The 21,483-nt window shown below is 41.1% G+C and carries 14 protein-coding genes; 11 read left to right on the top strand and 3 right to left on the bottom strand.

Annotation, left to right across the window (positions count from 1 at the left end; all coding sequences use genetic code 11):
- Positions 1-124: 124 nt before the first annotated feature.
- Positions 125-745, bottom strand: coding sequence for a DUF624 domain-containing protein (locus FFM57_RS01970; protein WP_137598850.1), 621 nt, complete (start codon positions 743-745; stop codon positions 125-127).
- 191 nt (positions 746-936) lie between these two features.
- Between FFM57_RS01970 and FFM57_RS01965 the strand changes: the two genes are divergently transcribed.
- From FFM57_RS01965 to FFM57_RS01955, 3 genes are read left to right on the top strand one after another with little or no spacing between them, the layout of a single operon-like run.
- Positions 937-2,253, top strand: a complete 1,317-nt coding sequence (locus tag FFM57_RS01965; RefSeq protein WP_137598849.1) for an ABC transporter substrate-binding protein — start codon at positions 937-939, stop codon at positions 2,251-2,253.
- Positions 2,237-3,187, top strand: coding sequence for a carbohydrate ABC transporter permease (locus tag FFM57_RS01960; RefSeq protein ID WP_137598848.1), 951 nt, complete (start codon positions 2,237-2,239; stop codon positions 3,185-3,187). The genes FFM57_RS01965 and FFM57_RS01960 overlap by 17 nt, the downstream gene beginning before the upstream one ends.
- Before the next feature lies 1 nt (position 3,188).
- On the top strand, positions 3,189-4,025 hold the full coding sequence (locus tag FFM57_RS01955; protein WP_137598847.1) for a carbohydrate ABC transporter permease: 837 nt from the start codon (positions 3,189-3,191) through the stop codon (positions 4,023-4,025).
- Between the two features lie 24 nt (positions 4,026-4,049).
- Here FFM57_RS01955 and FFM57_RS01950 read toward each other — a convergent pair whose 3' ends face one another.
- Positions 4,050-4,871 (bottom strand): AraC family transcriptional regulator, encoded by an 822-nt coding sequence (locus FFM57_RS01950; RefSeq protein WP_137598846.1) that lies wholly within the window; start codon positions 4,869-4,871, stop codon positions 4,050-4,052.
- Between the two features lie 121 nt (positions 4,872-4,992).
- On the opposite strand from FFM57_RS01950, the gene FFM57_RS01945 reads away from it, so the two are divergent.
- The 7 genes from FFM57_RS01945 to FFM57_RS01915 all read left to right on the top strand — a co-directional run bounded on the left by FFM57_RS01945 (position 4,993) and on the right by FFM57_RS01915 (position 18,390).
- Entirely contained in the window at positions 4,993-8,508 is a 3,516-nt protein-coding gene (locus FFM57_RS01945) for a glycosyl hydrolase 115 family protein (protein ID WP_137598845.1), read from the top strand.
- A 12-nt stretch (positions 8,509-8,520) separates the two neighbouring features.
- Positions 8,521-10,119, top strand: coding sequence for a glycosyl hydrolase family 28 protein (locus tag FFM57_RS01940; protein WP_137598844.1), 1,599 nt, complete (start codon positions 8,521-8,523; stop codon positions 10,117-10,119).
- A gap of 266 nt (positions 10,120-10,385) precedes the next feature.
- Positions 10,386-11,930, top strand: coding sequence for an extracellular solute-binding protein (locus tag FFM57_RS01935; protein ID WP_246023349.1), 1,545 nt, complete (start codon positions 10,386-10,388; stop codon positions 11,928-11,930).
- A gap of 354 nt (positions 11,931-12,284) precedes the next feature.
- Entirely contained in the window at positions 12,285-13,829 is a 1,545-nt protein-coding gene (locus FFM57_RS01930) for an extracellular solute-binding protein (protein WP_246023347.1), read from the top strand.
- Between the two features lie 153 nt (positions 13,830-13,982).
- Positions 13,983-16,601, top strand: a complete 2,619-nt coding sequence (locus tag FFM57_RS01925) for a beta-galactosidase (protein WP_137598843.1) — start codon at positions 13,983-13,985, stop codon at positions 16,599-16,601.
- A 31-nt stretch (positions 16,602-16,632) separates the two neighbouring features.
- Entirely contained in the window at positions 16,633-17,664 is a 1,032-nt protein-coding gene (locus FFM57_RS01920) for a glycoside hydrolase family 88 protein (RefSeq protein WP_137598842.1), read from the top strand.
- A 57-nt stretch (positions 17,665-17,721) separates the two neighbouring features.
- Entirely contained in the window at positions 17,722-18,390 is a 669-nt protein-coding gene (locus FFM57_RS01915) for a hypothetical protein (RefSeq protein WP_137598841.1), read from the top strand.
- Positions 18,391-18,470: 80 nt separating this feature from the next.
- Here FFM57_RS01915 and FFM57_RS01910 read toward each other — a convergent pair whose 3' ends face one another.
- Positions 18,471-19,280 carry an AraC family transcriptional regulator gene (locus FFM57_RS01910; RefSeq protein ID WP_137598840.1) on the bottom strand — a complete coding sequence of 270 codons (810 nt, stop codon included), beginning with the start codon at positions 19,278-19,280 and terminating at the stop codon, positions 18,471-18,473.
- Between the two features lie 103 nt (positions 19,281-19,383).
- Between FFM57_RS01910 and FFM57_RS01905 the strand changes: the two genes are divergently transcribed.
- Entirely contained in the window at positions 19,384-21,384 is a 2,001-nt protein-coding gene (locus FFM57_RS01905; protein WP_137598839.1) for a beta-galactosidase, read from the top strand.
- The last annotated feature ends 99 nt before the right edge of the window (positions 21,385-21,483 follow it).

The following is a 21,483-nucleotide window of genomic DNA, read 5'->3' as shown; positions in this document are numbered from 1 at the left end:
TGATAGTAACCGCCAAAAAAATAAATTAAGTAAAAGGATACAACACAAAAGTAGCGCGCAGATAACCGTAATAAAAAAGCGTAACTTTTCTTCGTAAGATAGAGAATATCGGCTAAGTAACTTTTTAGGATTCATATTTGTCTTTTAGATTGACAATTTTGGTCAATACTTCTCCATGAATGACATTTACGAGGTACAGACTGAGCACAACTCCGAAAAAGAGCAAAATAAAAAATTTAGACCATAAAACAAGAATGATGATAAAAATTGTTAACATGATTGCGATAGTTTGTAGCGGAAAGCGAAACAGTTCAATTAAAATAAACTTCAGATTTTCTTTTAAGTTAAGAGTTATTTTGCTTAGATTAGCCCAAGCTAAAATTAAGCTTGTTAAAAAAATTAAAAATAAAGTTAGGTAGATAGAGCGGAGGAAAAGGTGATTGCTAAAATAAATAAGGGAAATCCGATAGTTAAACAGAGTTCCACCTAAAAGAACGAGGAATAACCAGGTTACATTGTTACTTTTCCAAAAAACTTTCTTATATTGAAAGAAAAACTCACGGAATGACCAACTAACTTGATGACGACGAAAATCTGTTAGGGCCTTAAGCAAAGTAACCGTAGCCGGTCCAATTCCTAAAATAAAAAAACCTAGTAAAGTAAAAAGAAACCATAATAAATTTAGATAAATGAGTGTAAAAAGAGCATCAAAGAAGTTCATCAGGGAATGTTTTAAAGTGTTCATCAAAAGTCCTCCTTCTGGTAAGCGTTTACTTTAAATTATTCTAGCATAAAAAGTACGAGTTTTATTTATTTTTCCGCAAGTTTTTTGGATAGTCTGATTTTTAGGAAAAACACTCGATTTTTTACCTTTCAAATTTAAACCGCTTTCAATATGATGGATATGTAACCAAACACAAAGGAGGATTCAATCTGATGAAAAAGATGAAATTTTTGGTAGGTTCACTAGCAATTGCTACTCTAGCGTTGGCTGCTTGTGGTTCAAAAAAAGATGATACTGCTGGGAGTGACAGTGGGGACGGTCAGACTAAAATTAGTTTTACTTGGTGGGGTTCTGAAGTTCGGCATGAAAAGTATATTAAAGCAATTGAGTTATTCGAAAAAGATAATCCAGATATTAAAGTAGAATATGAATATGCTGCTTGGGATGATTATTGGAAAAAATTAGCGACTAAATCAGCAGCAGGGGAATTACCAGATGTGATGCAAATGGATACTTCCTATTTAGCACAATATGGTGAGAAAAATCAGTTAGCCGATTTAAGTGATTTGGTTGGTGAAGGTAAAACAATTGATACTACAAACTTAGAAGATTCTATTGTCGATGCTGGTAAAGTTAATGAACAGATTTTTGCGATGACACCAGCTATTAATGCAATGTCGATGATTGTTAATAAACAAGTTACAGAAGAAGCCAATTCAAACCTTGATTTCAGTAATTATACTTTTGAAGATTGGGTAAAATCTGTGAGCGATGTGCATAAAAATACTGGCAAATTGGGAAGTATTGACGTTGTAGATAATTATGTATTGTTACAATATTATCTTCGAACTAAAGGTGAAGAGCTAATTGAATACGATAAGGATGGGAAACCTACTTTAGCTTTCTCTAAGGAAAACTTTATTGATTTTATGAGCGCGATTCAAAGCTTGACTAAAGAAGGGGCTATGCCTACTGCGGAAGTAGCTAGTAACATTAAAAGTTTTGATGAAAATCCGTTTTCTTTAGGAGATGTTGCCTATTACCAAAACTGGAATAACCAATATGTGACGTATTCGCAATCAGCAGCTGAAGGTGTATCTTTTGATCTTGAGTTGCCATATGGTGCAACAGAATCAGGTGCTCTATTCTATCGTCCAAGTTTCTTCTATTCTGTTGCTAAAAATTCAAAACATCAAGAAGCAGCAGCAAAATTAATCGATTACTTGATTAACAATGAAGAGGCAAATAAAGAAATTGGTACCGAACGAGGAATTCCAGCAAGTTCTGCTGCTAAAGCTGCAATTTATGATCAAATGTCTGATGATGAAAAAATTGCGTCTGATTACTTAGATAAAATTAAAGATTACGTTGGTGAAGCATCGCCAGTGCCACCATTAGGATTTTCAGAATTAAATACACACTTTAAAGAAATATTTGCTGAAATCACTTATAACACAATGACACCAGAAGAAGCTTATGACAGCTATGTAGAAAAAGCAAAGGAGATTTTTGATGAAAACTACGACTAAAAATAGTTCTCGGAGTATTTTGAAGTCGAAGTTTAACAGTAAGAGTACCGAGAAACAAGACTTAATTTCCGGATACTTATTTATTTCACCGTTTATCATTGGTTTCTTGTTGTTTATTATTGTGCCAATGGGGATTTCCTTATTTATGGCTTTCCACAATTATGATTTGTTAACCAAAGCTGAGTTTACGGGACTGGACAACTTCAAAAAAATATTCTTTGATGACCCTAAATTTAGACAAGCTCTTAAAGTAACTTTGAATTATGTAATTTGTGCCGTTCCTCTTCGTTTGATTATTGCATTAGCAGTAGCGATGTTAATTAATCGACCATCGAAACTTTCGGGTGCTTATCGGGTACTATTCTACATTCCTTCCATTATCGGAGGGAGTGTAGCAGTATCCATTATGTGGCGGAATATCTTTGGCGATTCAGGTTTAATTAATGGACTTTTGGAATCAATCAATTTAGATCCAATTTATTTCTTTAAGAATCCTGGTACCGCGTTGTTGACATTAATTTTGTTAGCCGGCTGGCAATTTGGTTCTTCCATGTTAATCTTTTTATCAGGATTAAAAAATATCCCTAACGATTACTATGAAGCAGCACAGATTGATGGAGCAGGAAAGTTACGACAATTTGTTTCAATTACATTACCTTGCTTAACTCCAATCATTTTCTTTAATTTAGTTATGCAAACAATTCAATCGTTTTTAACTTTCACACCAGCTTTTGTTATTACTAATGGTACAGGGTCACCGCGGAATGGTACATTGGTCTACTCTTTGTATGTGTATCAGAAAGCTTTCTCTGACTTTAAAATGGGTTACGCTTCGGCGCTAGCTTGGATTTTGATTATCTTAATAGCAGTGATTACTCTTATTTTCTTTGCAACATCGAAATTTTGGGTATTTTCTGAATCGGAGGAGGTCTAAAATGGTTGCCAGTAACCGTAAAAATATAGCGTTTGATATAGTTATCCTGCTTGTAGCCATTGTGATGCTCTATCCTATTTTTTGGTTGATTTTTAGTTCTTTAAAGCCAAATTCGGAAATTTTTCAGACGGCTACACAATTAATCCCATCTAACTGGACGTTAGATAATTACGTAAAAGGATTTCAAGGGATCGCTGGAGTGCCCTTTATAACTTACATTTTCAATTCCTTACGTATTGCTTTGATTGCTACAGTAGGTGCTGTTTGTTCTTCAGCAGTCATTTCTTACGGCTTCGCACGAATTCCATTTAAAGGGAAAAAGTTCTGGTTTTCTTGTGTTTTAATGACTATGATGGTTCCTCAAGAAATTATCATGGTTCCTCAATACTTGTGGTTTGGTAAGCTTAACTGGATTAACACTATTTTCCCAGTGACGGTTCCTTCATTCTTTGGACAAGCCTTCTTTATTTTCATGATGAATCAATTCATCCAAGGCATCCCGACTGAATTGGATGAAGCAGCTAAAATGGATGGTTGTGGTCGTATTGGAATTTTCTTCAAAGTAATTTTACCGTTAATCAAACCAGCATTAGCAACTTCGGCAATTTTTAGTTTTTACTGGAAATGGGAAGAATTAATCGGACCAATGCTTTACTTGACTAAGCCTGAAAGTTACACTGTTTCAATTGCATTAAAACAATTTTTAGACTCTAGCAGTAGTTCCAACTGGGGTGCGATGTTTGCCATGTCGGTAGTCTCATTACTCCCAGTGTTGGTCATCTTCTTCCTCTTCCAAAAATATATTGTAGAAGGAATCAGCACTACTGGCTTGAAATAACTTCAAAAGGACAGTCACGCTTCACTAGCGGACTGTCCTTTCTTTTTTGTAAACGCCGGGAGGGCAACCTACTCGTTGCTTAAAGGCACGAATAAAATGATAATAGTTGCCAAAACCCGTTTCACTAGCGGCTTGTTCTACAGAATAGCCGTAGCCTAGTAATTCTTTGGCAAATTCGATGCGTTTATCAATAATATATTCTTGTAAAGTGATGCCGGTAGCTTTTTTAAATGTCCGACTTAAATAATTGCCATTCATAAAAAAGGCTTGACTGAATCGTTGTAAAGATAAGTCTTCTTTGAGATGTATATCAATGAAGAGCATCATCTCTGTAATGAGGCTAGGAAGATGAGCCGCTACTAGATTATGGGAAATCTGTGGTGCTTGGTTGGCTAATAACAAAATTTCGGTAAGAGCTATTTTTATTTTTAAGTCATTGCCATAAACTCCAGCCGATAGTCCTTGCTGAATGGTTTGAATGTGCTGTAAAAAAGTTTGGCTCGCGGATGCAGTTAACTGAATAACGCTTTGCTTCTGCAGATTTTGACGGGTAAAGCATTGGGCAAGGTCAGTCTGTGGTGTGGAGAGTTCTTTGACTAAGTTTAAAGAACAATTAATGTAAGCACGTTTATAAAGCGCGTCACTATTCGTTTTAGCTTTGTGCCAAGTTCCCGGAGTGATAGGGACAAGATAACCAGGTTGCAACAAAAAACCATCTTTAGCTGTTAAAAAGTTAGCGTCACCGGCTAAAAATAAATAAAGTTCATAGCCTGTGTGCCGATGAAAGGGACTAGTGTGGTGGATGGTCTCTTGGTAGTCACAACTTACTTCTTGGTAAATGTTCAAAGAAAACGCCTCTTTTCTGGGTGCGATTATGCAATATATTTTACATAATGTGCCAAGAAATTACAAATTCAACTTCGTATACTAAGAGAAGACAGTAATATAGAAGAGCAAGGAGAAAATTATGCCAACATTATTCAATCAAGAAAAAATCACCCTTTGTTTATTACCGCAAGCTCCCCGCAGTGTAGCCTTAGCTACAGAAAATTTCACCCATGATTTAGCAACGGTTTTTAGTAAAGACGTGGTAGTCGTTGAAAAAGATGCGGCAGAAATCGTGATAGGAACGCTTGAACAATTTACTGCTGCCAACCTAACAAGTAAACTAGATGTTACTGCCCTTTATGCTGAATCTGGGGCGTTACGTTGGGAAGCGTACTTGCTGCAACTTGTGGGGAAACAACTTTGGATTATCGGCAGTGACTCACGAGGGACGATTTATGGGCTGTATGAGCTTTCGCGGCGTTTAGGGGTTTCACCGTGGCATTATTTTGCCGATGTGCCGGTGAAAAAAAGGAGTGCGTATCAGGTGCCGGCAGATTTCTGCGTTACAGAATATCCTGCTGTTAAGTATCGGGGAATCTTTATTAATGATGAAGAAGAGCTGAATAACTGGGCGCAGGCCCACACGCAAGATGGAACGATTGGGCCGGTGCTTTATGCTAAAATTTTTGATTTGTTATTGCGTTTAAAAGCCAATTATATTTGGCCGGCGATGCACGTGAATTATTTTAATGAGAATCCGCGGAACAATCAGTTAGCCAACGAGATGGGCATTGTGGTGGGGACGAGTCATTGTGATATGTTGTTGCGGAGTAACCAAAATGAGTGGGACCCATGGCTAAAAAGCAAAGGCTACACGCACGATGAAGTAAAATACGATTATTCTTTGCCAGGAAAAAATCGGGAAATCTTACAAGCGTATTGGCAGGAAAGTGTGGCGGCTAACCGGGAGTATGAAGTGAGTTACACCGTGGGTATGCGGGGGATTCACGATAGTGGTTTTGTGACCCGCACTATTGATAACGATACAATGCTAAGCACTGATGAAAAATTTCAAGCCAAAAAAGAATTGTTGGAAAGAGTTATTCATGACCAACGGGACATTTTAGCTAAAACAATTGGGCGACCAGCAGCAGACATTTTACAGACGTTTGTGCCCTATAAGGAAGTGTTGCCCTACTACGATCAGGGGCTAGCTATTCCGGAAGATGTGACGATTATCTGGGCCAACGATAACTATGGCTATGTGCGACGCTACCCGAGTTTGCAAGATCAAAAACGTAGCGGGGGTCACGGCTTGTATTATCATAGCTCTTATTGGGCAGCTACGAATATGCATTATTTATTTATTAGTTCGACGCCTTTAGCGCGGATGAAAAATGAGTTGCAAAAAGCGTGGGATAATGGCATTCAAAAACTTTGGGTCTTAAACGTGGGAGCCTTAAAACCTATCGAACAGGACTTAGAATTTTTCACGCGCTTTGCTTTTGAAATTGGCCAGGAAAAAACAACCCAAAATGTGGAAAACTTCTTAAGTCAGTGGTTGGATGATAATTTTTCAGGGGGAATTGGGGCTAAAGTCGGCCCACTACTGAATCAATTCACGCAGATCACCAACGTCCGCAAAATTGAACAATTGGATCCCAATACTTTTTCACAAGTGTGTTTTGGCGATGAAGGAGCCCGACGGATTAACGCGTTAAAAGTAATTTTTGATGAAGTAAACGCGGTAGCTGAAACCTTACCTGAAGCAGAACAAGCCGCTTTCTTTCAATTAGTGCAAATGAAAATTCATGCGGCGTATTATAAAAATTGTGAGTTTTATTTTGCCGACCGCAGTGTGCTGGCTCACCAACAAGGCAAGTTACAAGCCGCGGCAGCTTACACGCAACGTTCGGCCACCTTCACTAATTTTTTGCGCTGGATGTTGCATTATTACAATAAAGTGATGGTTGACGGTAAATGGGATAAAATTTTAACGCCGGAACTAGCGCCACCGCCTAATATGAAAATGTATCCTACAACGAAGCCACCGTTGCAACTGGGGGCACCCCAATTAGGCTATGTTTTGTGGCAAGGGGCTAACGTTACCGAAGAAATTATTTTAGAACAAGGAAGTGTAGCTCCCCGTTGGTTGGAAGTTTTCAACTATGGCGCAGGGACTGTCGACTATACGCTGACCGCCTCGGAAGGTATCACCCTTACGAAAATAAAAGGAACCGTGGCTACCGAAGAACGGATTTTTATCGGCTTGACACTGGCAGCGCAAGTAGGAACTGGTGAAATTATTTTAGGCAGTGGGGAAAAAACGCAAGCGATTCCGGTAAAAATTATTGCCGCCAAAGCCCAAACGGCTGAGCGTGAGGGTGCCGTTGTTTTGCCGGCGACGTCCTTTATAAAAAAACAAGATACTGCTGCTGCGGCCTTTACCGTGCTGCCAGCTTTAGGTCGCGGTGGTGGTGCTGCACTACAAGCTAGTTCTCCTAAGTTAGCTGACCTCACCGCTACTAAGTCAGGGCGTCCTTTTGTGGAGTATGAGTTCTTTCTAACGACTGCCGGCAGCCATCTGTTGGAATTTTATCGCTTCCCAAGTTTAAATTCAGTAGGTCAAATTCGAATTGAAGTGCAAGTAGATCAAGCTGTGACTAGTGTGCTCGCTAGTGCGACGACTGACGAACACCGTGGCCAATGGGCTAATGCCGTGCTAGATGAAGTGGATAAACTTTATTTGCGCTTACCTTATTTGGCAGCTGGCCAGCACACTTTGCGTTTAACAATGCTGGATAGCTATGTTGCTTTTTCGAAACTCGTAATATACACACAAGGATTTAAAAAGACCAGTTTAGGCCCAGTAGGAAATGTAAAAGGAAACGAAGCGATTCCTACAGTAGATAACTTACTAGCACTTGCCGAAAAACAATATCATTCTTTAGCAAGTGATGTTAGTGGGCCAGAAATGTTATTCGCTGATCCTAGTTATTACCAACAGCACTTTTTAGCGGCGAATTTAATTCGTCAACCGCAAAAACTAGGATCCATGATTTTAACTGAAGAAGTTCCGCAAAACTTAGATCGTTTGACTGCACTGTCGAAAAAGCAGATTTTAGAACGGGACGAAAAAATTGCTTTTGAAGCCGAAATGGCTTTAACCAATACAGCAGTCGCTTATGAAACGCCAGCTTTGCCTGGTGCGTATCCTGGCGCTTTTGACTATCTAGGAACGCCCACCAATCAAGGCCAAGGCTTAGGTCTTTATCTGCCGGGAGCAGCCGGGCTTTTATGGCCAGATCCGGAAGCTGCGCCTAGTATTCATTATCGTTTGACGGTGCAAAATCCCGGTAAGTACTACGTCTGGGCTCTTTTGAAATATGATGATAAAGGAAAAGACATGCTTCATGTTGGCATCAATAATACGTGGCTAGCCCCTGACGCGCAATTTAATCACGGTCGCCTTTTCTCTTATTTAAATCTTTCAATCTGGCATTGGAATTGTTTAGCCCAAGTCGATTTGCAAGCTGGCGAAAATATTTTCAGTATTGCTGGTCGTTCAGCAGGTGTGAAATTGGATCGTTTTTATTTAAGTAAGAGTACTGATTTACCCCCACTAGATGATGCGTGGACCAACACTTGGTCTTAAAGAGGAGAAAAAATGACAGATAGCAAACAGATTGTAAGAAATTTACAACTAGCGCCGGCGACTTTACAAAGTAGGGCGGTGACGTGTATCTGGGAAAAACCACAAGCTAAAGCAAATCTCGCTGGTTACCATGTCTACTGTAACGATGAATTTGTCGCCTTACGAAAACCAGCACAAACGCATCTCACTTTGACTGAATTGACGCCGGATACTTTTTATCGGATACGGGTCGTTACTTTGGATGCACAAAAACAAGCAGTTGGCGAAAGTGAAATAACCTTTACTACTTTAACGGCAGCGTCTCTTCTTGATGTCACAGCGGCTCCGTATTTTGCCGATGCCACGGGAAAAACAAGCAGTACGACCCGTTTACAACAAGCAATTTTTGACTGTCCGAAAGGGGGAACAGTCCTCATTCCCAGTGGTGCTAAAATTTTAAGCGGTGCGCTGCAATTAAAAAGTAACATCACCTTCCAAGTGGATGGTTTGCTACAAGGTTCTTCGCAGCCAAAAGATTATGTCTACACGACAGTCACGGCTAAAAACTACGCCGGTCAAGTGAATGAAGAAGGCTTAATTTTGAATCGCTATGAGGGCTGGGAGCTGTATTGTTACCGCAGCTTGCTAAATAGTGGGTATCTTGAAGCGACCAATCGGCAAAAAATCACTTGTGAAAACGTCCGGATTTGTGGGACGGGGACGATTCGTGGTGGCGGTGATGCGTTAGGCAAAGCGATGCGCCAAGACTTTTCAGACATCGAAAAATATCCGCAATACGTCTCTGATGGTCGTCCAGGTCGGCGCGTGCGCGGTCGACTGTTGAATTTTATTCAAACTAAAAATATTCACTTAACAGGTGTCCATTTGGAAAATCCGCCAGGGTGGACCGTGCACTTTATTTACTGTGATACTGTGACGACGCATGGTGTAGCGATTCGTTCGCGGGGCGTAGATAATGGGGATGGTTGGGATCCGGATTCTTCTCGGAACTGTTTGATTTTTGATACGACATTTGACACAGGTGATGATTGTATTGCCATTAAGTCAGGCAAAAATCCGGAAGGAAATCGCATCAATTTACCGACTGAAAACGTGCGGATTTTTGACTTAGCAATGCTAGGCGGGCACGGGATGGCTATTGGTAGTGAAGAATCCGGTGGTGTCCGTAACGTCATTTTGCAAGATTGTCGTGTGGAAAATACGCTGTTTGGTTTGGAGTTAAAGGCGCATCCCGATCGTGGTGGTTTCATTGAAAACGTCCACGTGCTGGATTGCCAGTTAGACCGTTTTATGGCCCACAGTGTGGAATACAATAGTGACGGCGCTGCTGCTCCCACGCTCCCGTATTTTAAAAATTTAACCTTAACCGACTGTACGTTAACTGGCGCAGGACAGGTGGTGGAGTTAGCTGGTTTCTTAGATCCACAAACGAAAAAAAGTACCTTGACGGCGGTGAGATTAACCAATGTCACGCTGACTAATCCCACTGAGACAACGTCAATTTATTTAACGGCCTGTGAAAATGTTCAGTTGCATCATGTGAGATTTGCGACCGGTCAACCCGTACCCTTAAGGCAAAGCAGTACAGCACAAGCTATCGTAGTGGAATAAAAAAATTTACAGGGAACTGTCGAGGGCAGTTCTCTTTTTTGTCGACAATTCACCGTTTCAGCCAAGAAAATATAAGCCTTTACCAAAATTGTGTTAACTTTTTCTTTAAGAAAGCGATTACAATTTCTTTAGAGATAAGGTAAGCCTTTTCAAAAATGCATGCTTGAAAAGTTTTAGATACTTATCGGTCTTTGGAATGAAAAGCGCTTTTGATTTTAGTTTTAAAGCAAGACCAACGGACAAGAAAAGGATGGAGGAACTTTACTGTGAAACTGAAAAAATTATTACCGTTAATTGGGTTAGGCGCAATGACTGCTGTGTTACTTAGTGCTTGCGGGGGCGATAAAGCAAAGAATTCAGAAAAATCAAAGTCTGAGGCTACTATTAGTTTGATGGTGCCTTATATTGAAACGACTCCCCCTAAAGAAGGCAATTTAATGCAGCAAGAAATAGAAAAATTTACTGGGAAGAAGATAAATGTTACTTGGGTCCCTAACACTTCTTATGCGGATAAAATGAATATCACTTTAGCTAGTGATGATATTCCTGAAGTAATGGTTATTCAAGGAAAAGATGCAGGTTTTATTAAATCTGCTCAAAATGGTGCTTTTTGGGATTTAACTGACAAGTTAAAGGATTATCCTAACCTTGCTAATGCTAACCCTGATGTAGTTGAAGCTTCCAGTGTAAATGGGACGGTTTATGGTATATATCGAGGTCGTGACTTAGTTCGTTCCACTGCGATTATTCGCAAAGATTGGTTGGAAAACTTGGGACTGGAGGTGCCAGAAACAGTAGAAGATTTATACAATGTGGCAAAAGCATTTACAGAACAGGACCCAGACGGTAATGGTCAAAATGATACATTTGGATTTAATATGCCTAAATGGCCAGGGACTATAAATACGAATAGTCCATATGATTTAATGGCATGTTGGTTTGGGGCTGGGAATGCTTGGGTTGAAAAAGATGGACAGTTAGTACCATCATTTCAGTCAACTGAGTACTTAGATTCTATGAAATTTATTAAAAAAATGATAGATGAAGGGTTAGTAAATAAAGACTATGCTACTTTAGACGCTGAAAAATGGAACGAAAACTTTTTAAATGGTAAATCAGGTATTATTCTTGATACGTATTCACGTGCAGAGTCAATTGCAAAACTATTTGATCAACAAGAAGCAGACAGTGGTGCTTCTAAAATAGTGATTACTGGGAACTTAAAAAATTCTGAAGGGAAAACATACTCGTTACCTACCGCAGGATATTCTGGCTTTTTGTCAGTTCCTAAATCTGCTGTTAAAACAGAAAAAGAATTAGATGAAGTGTTAGATTTCATTGACAAACTCAATTCTGATGACATGCAATTATTGATGAATACCGGTATAGAAGGAGTAAACTATGAATTTACAGATGATACTAAACAATTCACTAAAGTAAAAGAGAGTGAACAAACATCTGAAATAACTAATGCGGTTCATAGTTATGCTCAGATGTCTATGGGGGTGACTGGCTATAAGCTTCCTAAAGCTGAGCCAACTTCTGAAGGAAACAAAGATTTTATAGAGTTACGTTCAACATTGGAAGCGCGAGACGCGAAAACTGCAGTTTATAATCCAGCTGCTGCTTACATTACAGACACTTATGCAACCAAAGGAGCCCAACTAGATCAAATTATCTCTGACGGTCGGATTAAGTATTTTGCCGGTCAAATTGATGATAAGGGTTGGCAAGATGCATTAGATTTATGGAGTAATTCTGGTGGTAACGATATAATCAAAGAAACTAACGAATTGAATAATAAAAAATAAATAGATAGCTTGCAAAAATAAAGTGAATAAGTCACCATCAACGACGCTCCATTTTGCGTCTTTATCAATTAGTGTTGTTACACATTAAATTTGCTTAGGGAAGTACCCCCCGGTACTTCTCTTTTTGTTTTTTGATTCACCGTTTCAACCAAGAAAATGTAAGTCCTTACCAAAATTGTGTTAATCTTTTTCTTAAGATAACGGTTACAATATATTACAGAGATGAGGTAAGCCTTTTCAAGAATGCATGCTTGAAAAGTTTTAGACACTTATCGGTCTTTGGAATGAAAAGCGCTTTTGATTTTAGTTTTAAAGCAAGACCAACGGACAAGAAAAGGATGGAGGAACTTTACTGTGAAACTGAAAAAATTATTACCGTTAATTGGGTTAGGCGCAATGACTGCTGTATTACTTAGTGCTTGCGGGGGCAACAGTGCTAAAAAAGATAGTGCTGAAGCGGCAACTTCTGATGAGCCAATTACTATTATGGCACCTTATATTGAAACCACCCCACCTGCTGATGGCAATGTCGTACAAAAAGCGATTGAAAAATATACGGATACTAAAATTAAAATGAGCTGGGTACCTAATACTTCTTATGGCGATAAAACCAATATCGTGATGGCTGGCGATGCGAAAGATATGCCAGAAGTCATGGTAATTAGTAAAACGGCTGGCTTTATTAAATCAGCGCAAGCTGGCGCCTATTGGGATTTAACGGACAAGCTAAAAGATTATCCTAACTTAGCTAAATCCGATGAAAATATCGTTGAAGCTTCCAGCGTTAACGGTACCGTTTACGGAATTTATCGTGGCCGAGATTTAGTGCGTTCTACGGCTATTATTCGTAAAGATTGGCTGGAAAATTTAGGACTGGAAGAGCCTAAGACTGTGGAAGATTTATACAATGTCGCCAAAGCTTTTACCGAGGAAGATCCTGATGGCAATGGTCAAAATGATACAGTGGGGATTAACATTCCTAAATGGCCTAATCTAAATAATGGTGGTCCTTATGACCTTTTAGCTACTTGGTTAGGTGCCGGCAATGGTTGGGTGGAAAAAGACGGTAAATTGATTCCATCTTTTGAAACAGATGAGTACATGGATTCCCTTAAATTAATGCAAAAAATGGTGCAAGAAGGTTTAGTCAATAAAGACTTTGCTACCTTGGAAACCGATAAATGGAACGATAATTTTGTCAGCGGTAAAGCAGGGATTATTTTAGATACGTATTCACGAGCTGCTTCTTTAAGAAGTTTATTCAATCAACAAGAAGAAGGCTCTGGCAATGATAAAGTATTGATTACCGGCAACTTAGCCAATAACGATGGCACAACGTATTCTTTACCAACAGATGGTTACTCAAGTTTCTTAGCGATTCCGAAAGCTTCCGTTAAAACAGAAGCAGACCTAGATCGCGTGTTGACTTTCTTAGATAAATTAAACGACACCGAAATGTTAACCCTCTTGAACATTGGGATTGAAGGGGAAAACTTCGAATATACTGATGATACGAAGCAATATTACACTTTAATTGATACGCCAGAAGCCTCCGCCGTAACGGACGCTACCAAGAGCTTTGCCCAAATTTCTATGGGGACAACCGGGGAAAAATTACCTAAAGCTCAACCGGCAACAGATGGCGACAAAGAGTTTGCTGAAGTTCGGGCTACCTTAGAAGCTCGCGATGCAAAAACGGCCGTCTTTAATCCGACTGCTTCTTTCATTACCGATACCTACACGACCAAAGGAGCGCAATTGGATCAAATTATTGGCGATGCTCGCACTAAGTACTTTGCAGGTCAATTAGATGATGCTGGTTGGCAAGCAGCGGTTGAATTATGGCAATCCTCTGGTGGTAATGACCTCATTGAAGAAACCAACGCGTTAAATAAATAATATTAAGGAAAGGGAGTAAGCCGCTACCAGTGGCACTCCCTTTTTACATAGGGATTCCCAAGATAATTCAAGAATCTCTCAAGATTGGCTAAATGTTTGTGAGGGATTCTTAGTACAATAGAGGCAAGAGTAAATAAAAAATGGAGGTTCCACATGAAACTATTATTAGCTGGTGATTCCACTGTCGCCGATTACATTCCTAGCCGCGCACCTATGATGGGGTGGGGACAAGCTTTGCGGGAAAAAATTGAAAGCGCTCAATTAAAAGTTGTGAACTTTGCTAAAAATGGTTCGTCAACGAAAAGTTTTGCTGATGAAGGACGCTTTACTAACTTATTAACCGCCGCCGAAAAAGGGGACATTGTCTTGGTGCAATTTGGTCACAACGATCAAAAAGGTGTACCCATGAATGACTATTATCAATTTTTGACCGACTGGGTAAAAAAATTACAAGCTAAAGGAGCACGGCCTATTTTATGTTCGCCAGTGGAGCGGCGCAATTTTATCGCCGGCCAACAAGTGCCGACTTTAAAAGAATACACTCATGTTTTAAAACAAATTGCTAAAGAATTTGAAATTCCCTTCTTTGACTTAAACGCCTACACTAATGCTTATTACGAAGCACTGGGAGAAGCCAAAAGCCGGGAACTTTTCACGCACCAAGCTCCTGAAAGCACCAACTATCCAGTCGGGGTTATGGACAATACTCATTTTTGTGCTCAAGGAGCGGCGGCAATAGCGCGTTATGTTGCTATTCGGCTACAAAGCTATTTGACTACAGCACCACTTTTTGACAAGTATTACTATGGTGCTTGTATGTATCCCGAGGTTTGGTCCAAAGAAATTATGGTAGCAGATGTCAAGCGCATGAAAGAATTAAAAATGAACTTCGCTCGGATTGGCGAGTTTGTTTGGAGTAGCTTAGAGCCTGAAGAGGGCGTGTATGACTTTACGTTATTAGAGGATGCTTTAAGTTTGTACGCGGAAAATAAGATTGACGTCTGTCTTTGTATTCCCACTCCGACCCCACCTCGTTGGCTGACGTATCAACATCCTGAACGCTTAATTACTAATCTCGATGGCACGAAAATGGTCCATGGTTCCCGCCAGCACGTCTGCACCAATAACGACTATTTCCGGCAAAAAGCGTATGCTTTAACGCAAAAAGTAGCGGCCGTAGCAGCTAAATATCCCAACGTTGTGGCAATTCAACTGGACAACGAATTTAAATGTCACGTGGATCTGTGTTATTGTGATGCCTGCCAAGAGAAATGGCACCAATGGTTAGAAGAGGAATATTTAGAAATTGCCAATTTAAATCGCGCTTGGGGGACTAAAATTTGGAGCGAAGAGTATGGGAGTTTTGCAGAAGTTCCCATGCCGCAAAAGACACCTTTCATCCACAATTCGTCTTTAATGAATGCTTTTCGCCGCTTCACCGCAGAATCTTTAAATGATTTTGCTCATGGGTTATGTCACCGCATTCGCATGGAGACTGCAGTGCCCATTACCCATAATACGGCACTAGGCTTTAATCTATTGAATGAAGAATTATTTTCAGAACTTGATGTGGTGGGCTTTGATACGTATCAACCCCATACCAATTATCCTGGTTACTTATTGAATCTTGATTTGTGGCGCAATTTAAAAAATAATAATCATGAAATGCTCCTGTTAGAAACCAGTACGGCCCATGTGGGTCATTTGGAAAATTATGTGGTGAGTCATCCGCAAGGGTATTTACGAATGGAAGTCTTCACAGGTTTTGCCGGGGGGCTGAAGTCCTTTAATTATTGGCATTTCCGCGGACATCGTTACGGCGTAGAACAAACCCACAGTTGTGTGGTAACGGCGTGGGGTGAACCAGATCGCGGGTATCAAGATGTGGTGACGAGTGGGAATTTAATTCAACAATTAACGCCGCTTTTAAAAGACAGCACCTATCAAAGTTCTAATGTAGCTGTGCTGTACTCTGACAATTCCCGACGCGTGTATAATATTGAAACGGGTGGGATGTATAATTATCGTGATTTGATTACCGAGTACTATCGGGGCTTGGTCCACGCGGGTATTACGACGGAAGTCATTCAAGAAAATACGGATTTTGCGCCGTATACTGTCATCTGCATCCCTTTTATTCGTAGCGTTAGTCCCACCCTTTTACAAAAGATGCAAGCTTTCGTAGCGCAAGGGGGCAAACTATTGATTGGCCCCATGACAGGCGACCGGACGAAAGAATTAGCTTGGCCGGAAACTAATGGCTTAGGCAATGTCGGTACGTGGTTAGGCTTGAGTCAAATTAATCAATTCCGCGCAAGTGATGTGGGGCAAAGCTTACACTATGGCCAGCTAAAAGATAACCTCGATGGTTTAGTGACGACGTTTAAAGTAGATGAAACCTGGGAAATCTTAGGACAAAGCGAGTTTGCCGAAACCTTAATCGCTAAGAAAAAAATAGGTGCAGGAACGGTGATTGTCACTGGCGCTTTACCGACTTTTGCCGCAGCAGGTAGTGTCTGGCCAAAACTGATTGCTGATGAGATTTTACCGCTGGATAAAAATTATCAACTTTGCCGTTTAAGCCAAGGACTTATCCAATATCGACGTGAAACAACTTCGGCAGTTCAACTTTATCTAGCAAATATGCAGCAAACTACAGGCTCTTTTGAATTGATGCAACCGGCTACCGATTTATTAACCGGGGCTGCGTACGGCGTGGGTACACATGAACTGGCGGGGTATCGCTATCTGGTCTTAGCTTTCAATAAATAGTTAAAAAAACATTTAACGAGGCGAAAAATTAATGGAAGTAGCACAAAAGGAAAAAATACTAACCACCATGTCGGCGCTAGTACAGCGGACCATGGCTATGGATTTAACGTGGGACTGGGAAGGCGGTGTTGCCTATTATGGCATTTGTCGCGCCGCAAAAGTAACGGAAAATAAAGCGTATCTCCAAGCAGTCAAAGAGCGCGTTGATGAGCTGATTGCTTTAGGCTGTGGTGATTCTTGGACGGTCAATAAGTGTGCCATGGGGCATTGTCTACTAGATTTATATCAGGAGTATCAAGAACCCATTTACTGGGAATTGGTGGAGTCGAAGATTACTTATTTACAACATGACGCGCTGCGTTTTGGCGAGGGTGTTTTACAGCACACTGTTTCTAAAAATGATGATTTTCCCCAACAAGCGTGGGCGGATACTTTATTTATGGCTGCTTTTTTCATGTTACGGGTGGGGATTATCAAAAAAGATGAGACGTTAATTTTAGATGCGTTAAATCAATACTATTGGCATATTAAATTTTTACAAAATCCGGAAACAGGGCTGTTTTATCATGGGTATAGTCATGTGGAGCAAAGTCATTTATCGGGCATCTATTGGGGGCGGGCGAATGCTTGGGCGGCCTACACCATGTCACAAGTCGGCGCGCGTTTACCGGAAGCATATCTTTATCCGCAATTCATGGATGTGCAAGGTTCTTTAAAAGAGCAGTTGGCTAGTTTAAAAGGTTTCCAGACAAGTGACGGCTTATGGCGCACGATTATCGATGATGAAAAGTCTTACGAAGAAGTTTCGGCTTCAGCGGGCATTGCCGCTGCCCTGGCGGTCAATGGCAATCCATTGCAGCGCAAATATGTGGAAAAAGCTTTGCCAGCAATTTTAGCCAATGTGACCAAAGACGGGCGCGTCTTAAATGTATCAGCCGGAACTGCCGTCATGAAAGATCGCCTAGGTTATCAGTCCATTTCCAAAGATTGGCAGCACGGCTGGGGTCAAGGTCTAGTGCTTACTTACTTAGCTGAGCTATTCATGCGAGCGGACCAATTTTAAAATAAGAAAAATAGTCACGGTGCCAGTGGAAATTTTGTCAAGAAAGAAGAACAAATCATGGAAACCATCCAACGCTATCATTTTTTGGCGTCTTTACCAAAAGAAACAGAACTATCAGGGGTAATCGCGGCTTTACCGCCAATTAGTGCGCGTCTGAAAGTCCTGATTGCGGCTGAGAAATTAGAAACAGTTGGGTTATTTTACGCTGATGAGAAACTGTATCTTTATTACGAAGAACTTGTAGAACAAACAGCAGCTAGTCAGGGCATGGCTAGCGCCTTTTCCTCGGCTGAACTTTTAGCCGAAGTTACGCCATTTTTAGCCACACCTTGGGAGCAAATGGAGCTGGTTTATTACTCAGCGGCACCGCAAAGCGTGGCGGATTGGCGCCGTAACCAACAGCCTGATGCGCGCTGTGGGCGCATCGCCTATTTAAAACCAGCCAAGGCTGCTTCTTATTTAGCCCATCATCGCGCCCTGGTGGCGGAAGGCTTATTAAAAGGCGACAAGTATCAAGCCATCGCCTTTAAGGATAATATTTTATTTTCCTATTACGAAACGCCACGGGATCGTGAAGTGGTGAACGTAAAACGAGTGGCCCAAGACCAATCGCAAGAAATTGCCAAGTGGTTAGCGGTCGATCCTGAAAGTCATTTTATGCGGGATGGGCGGACTAACGGGAAAAACTTTGGCCCCCTTACTAGTCTGTTAACTCTCGGGCGCTAAAATAAAAACACACACTGACTGTTAAACGCGCACTCCCAAATAAATGGGGGAAGGCGCCGTTATCAACAGGCAGTGTGTTTTTAATTTAAATAAAGCTGACGGAACTGAATCGGGGTGTAGCTGGTGAGTTTTTTAAAGGTAGCAATGAAGTGGCTACTGCTTTTAAAGCCCACTAGTTGGCTAATGACTTGGATTTCGGTATCTTTTTTAGTTAGTAAAAGCTCTTTGGCCTTTTTAATCCGTAGGCGCATCAAGTATTCGGAAGCAGTCACGCCATAAAAGCGGCGGAAGAGGCGGGTTAAATATTGCGGCGTCACGAAAATAGTTTCCGCTAAGATTTCCACCGATAAGTCTTCGGCAAAATGTGTTTCGATATACGCAATCGTTGGCTTCAAATAGGTTTGGACTAATTTATTTTCCAGGGGCGGTTGCCACTCTAAATGTTTGGTGAGTTGCAACAGCAACCGATACGTTTCCACCGAAAGTTCTGTACCGCTAATGCTTCTTTTTTCGTATGAATCAACGATGCCGTGGAGCCAAGTTAAAATTTGCGGCTCTTTTTGCACGTAAAGATAATTTTCTTCTTGCATCATCTCGCTAATTCGGTCAGCAAAAGTTCCTTTAATGGTGACAAAAGATGTGACCCAGGGTTCGCTTCCTTTGGCGGCATACTGATGGGGAATAAAAGGCGCGATTAAGACTCCAGCATCTTTAGGTAAGGATAATTTCACTTCCCCAATGGTAATTTCACCTTCGCCGCTTTGGGTTTGTAGCCAATGATAATACGGATGCCCGTCTGGCCGCTTAATGGGGACTTGCACCCAGTCACAGCCGATACTTTCCAACATAAAGGGAAAGTCGCGATTAACTAAATCGAAATAAAGGGGCATGGACTCACCTGTTTCTATTTTTGATATTAATTAGTTTAGCAGAGAATACTTAAAAGGGAAAACTCTTTTATACTAAAAGTAGTAAAAAATTGGAGGGACCCAAATGACCTTTAGTAAAATTTTATACGGCGGCGACTATAATCCTAATCAATGGCCGCAAGAAGTTTGGCGGGAAGATATGCGGATTTTTAAGGAAGCAGCGATTAATTCGGCAACGATTAACGTTTTTTCTTGGGCAAAAATTCAACCCGCTGAAGAGGAATACAACTTTCAAGAGCTGGATGAAATCGTGGACTTATTAAGTAAAGAAAATTATCAAATTGTCTTAGCGACTTCCACAGCGGCACTACCTGCTTGGATGTTTAAAAAATATCCGGAAGTAGGGCGAAGGGACTTTAACGGACGACTTCATCGTTTTGGTCAACGTCACAATGCTTGTCCTCATAGGTTAGTCTATCAAAAATTTGCCAGTCGTTTAGTAGCGAAGTTAGCAGAGCGCTACGGCAAAAATTCCCACGTTAGTTGTTGGCACATCAACAACGAATATGGCGGTGAGTGTTACTGCGAAAAATGCGAAGCAGCTTTTCGTGTCTGGTTAAAGGAACGCTATGGCACGATTGCGGCATTGAATCAAGCATGGAACTTAGAATTTTGGGGCCATACTGTCTATGCGTGGGATGAAATTGTCACACCCAACGGCTTAGGGGATGCCATGAGTCCTGAGAAGACCGCTTTTGCAGGGTTATCCTTAGACTATCGACGTTTTATGTCGGATAGCTTGTTGGCTAATTATCAAATGGAACGGGATATTATTCGGCAATATGACGCCACGACACCAATTACCACTAACTTGATGGGCACCTACAAGGGTTTGGATTATTTTAAGTGGGCGAAAGAGATGGACGTCGTTTCATGGGATAACTATCCGGCTTATGATACACCGTGGAGTTCCATTGCCATGAAGCACGATTTAATGCGGGGGCTCAAGAAGCAACCTTTCATGTTGATGGAACAAACCCCTAGTCAACAAAATTGGCAAGCGTATAACTCCTTGAAAAAACCGGGACAAATGCGAGCCCAAAGTTATCAATCCATTGCCCACGGCGCCGATACTATTCAATTTTTCCAATTACGTCGTTCCGTTGGTGGCTGTGAAAAATTCCACGGCGCGGTAATTGAGCACGTGGGTCATGAAGATACACGTGTCTTTCGTGAAGTGGCCCAACTAGGCAAAGAGTTAGCCCAACTACCCGCCTTAATCGGCGCCAAGAATCACAGTGAAGTGGCCATTGTTTTTGACTGGGATAACTATTGGAGCTTGGAATACACCAGTGGCCCCAATGTAGATTTAAAATACGTGGCCCAAATTCAACAGTATTATCGTTACTTTTACGACCGGCACATCCCGGTAGATTTAGTAGCCGTGGATGCCGACTTTAGCCAGTACAAAATGGTGGTGGCTCCCGTCTTGTATTTATTAAAAGATGACGTGGCGGAACGTCTAACGAGCTACGTGGAACAAGGCGGCCATTTTTTAACCACCTTTATGAGTGGTATTGTCGGCGCATCCGATAATGTGATTCTTGGCGGCTACCCAGGTCCTTTTAGAAAATTATGTGGTGTTTGGGCAGAAGAAATTGACGCTTTGGCCCCGGAACAACACAACACCATCGCCTTTACTGATGGCACTCTTGGAGAAGCCCAACTCTTATGCGACTTGTTACATTTAGAAGGGGCGCAAAGTTATGGCAGCTACACGAGTAATTTTTACGCCGGTCAAGCTTTTGCCACCAAAAATAATTACGGCAAAGGCCAAGCCTTTTACGTGGGCACGCAGTTAGTACCGCAAAGTTTAGACCATTTATTGGATCAAATGACCGCGGACCTGCATTTAACGCCAACGATTAAAGAAGCCACGCCGTTAGAAGTTACGCAACGGGTCACCAAAGACCAAGTGTTTACTTTTGTCATGAACTTTACCGGCACTACAGTTTCCTTACCCCAAACCTTCGCTGGTGAAACCGATGCTTTAACCGGCAACATGTTAAATGCCGAAACACCTGTAGCACCATTTGCAACGTATTTAATTATTAGTAAGCGCTAAGTCTCAAAGACTCCCTGAAAAAATTTTTTTCAGGGAGTCTTTTTACAACAACTTATCTTGACAAGGGGCCACGTAACTTCTAAAATACGGGAGAATTGA

The sequence above is a fragment of the Enterococcus nangangensis genome (assembly GCF_005405245.1).
Lineage (GTDB): Bacteria > Bacillota > Bacilli > Lactobacillales > Enterococcaceae > Enterococcus_J > Enterococcus_J nangangensis.
The sequence above is the reverse complement of the archived record's forward strand: the minus strand, read 5'-3'. Positions and strand labels throughout refer to the sequence as shown.

Coding starts and splice junctions, on each gene's coding strand:
- FFM57_RS01970 (WP_137598850.1), bottom strand. CDS start 745: ATGAACACTTTAAAACATTCCCTGATGAACTTCTTTGATGCTCTTTTT.
- FFM57_RS01965 (WP_137598849.1), top strand. CDS start 937: ATGAAAAAGATGAAATTTTTGGTAGGTTCACTAGCAATTGCTACTCTA.
- FFM57_RS01960 (WP_137598848.1), top strand. CDS start 2,237: ATGAAAACTACGACTAAAAATAGTTCTCGGAGTATTTTGAAGTCGAAG.
- FFM57_RS01955 (WP_137598847.1), top strand. CDS start 3,189: ATGGTTGCCAGTAACCGTAAAAATATAGCGTTTGATATAGTTATCCTG.
- FFM57_RS01945 (WP_137598845.1), top strand. CDS start 4,993: ATGCCAACATTATTCAATCAAGAAAAAATCACCCTTTGTTTATTACCG.
- FFM57_RS01940 (WP_137598844.1), top strand. CDS start 8,521: ATGACAGATAGCAAACAGATTGTAAGAAATTTACAACTAGCGCCGGCG.
- FFM57_RS01925 (WP_137598843.1), top strand. CDS start 13,983: ATGAAACTATTATTAGCTGGTGATTCCACTGTCGCCGATTACATTCCT.
- FFM57_RS01920 (WP_137598842.1), top strand. CDS start 16,633: ATGGAAGTAGCACAAAAGGAAAAAATACTAACCACCATGTCGGCGCTA.
- FFM57_RS01915 (WP_137598841.1), top strand. CDS start 17,722: ATGGAAACCATCCAACGCTATCATTTTTTGGCGTCTTTACCAAAAGAA.
- FFM57_RS01910 (WP_137598840.1), bottom strand. CDS start 19,280: ATGCCCCTTTATTTCGATTTAGTTAATCGCGACTTTCCCTTTATGTTG.
- FFM57_RS01905 (WP_137598839.1), top strand. CDS start 19,384: ATGACCTTTAGTAAAATTTTATACGGCGGCGACTATAATCCTAATCAA.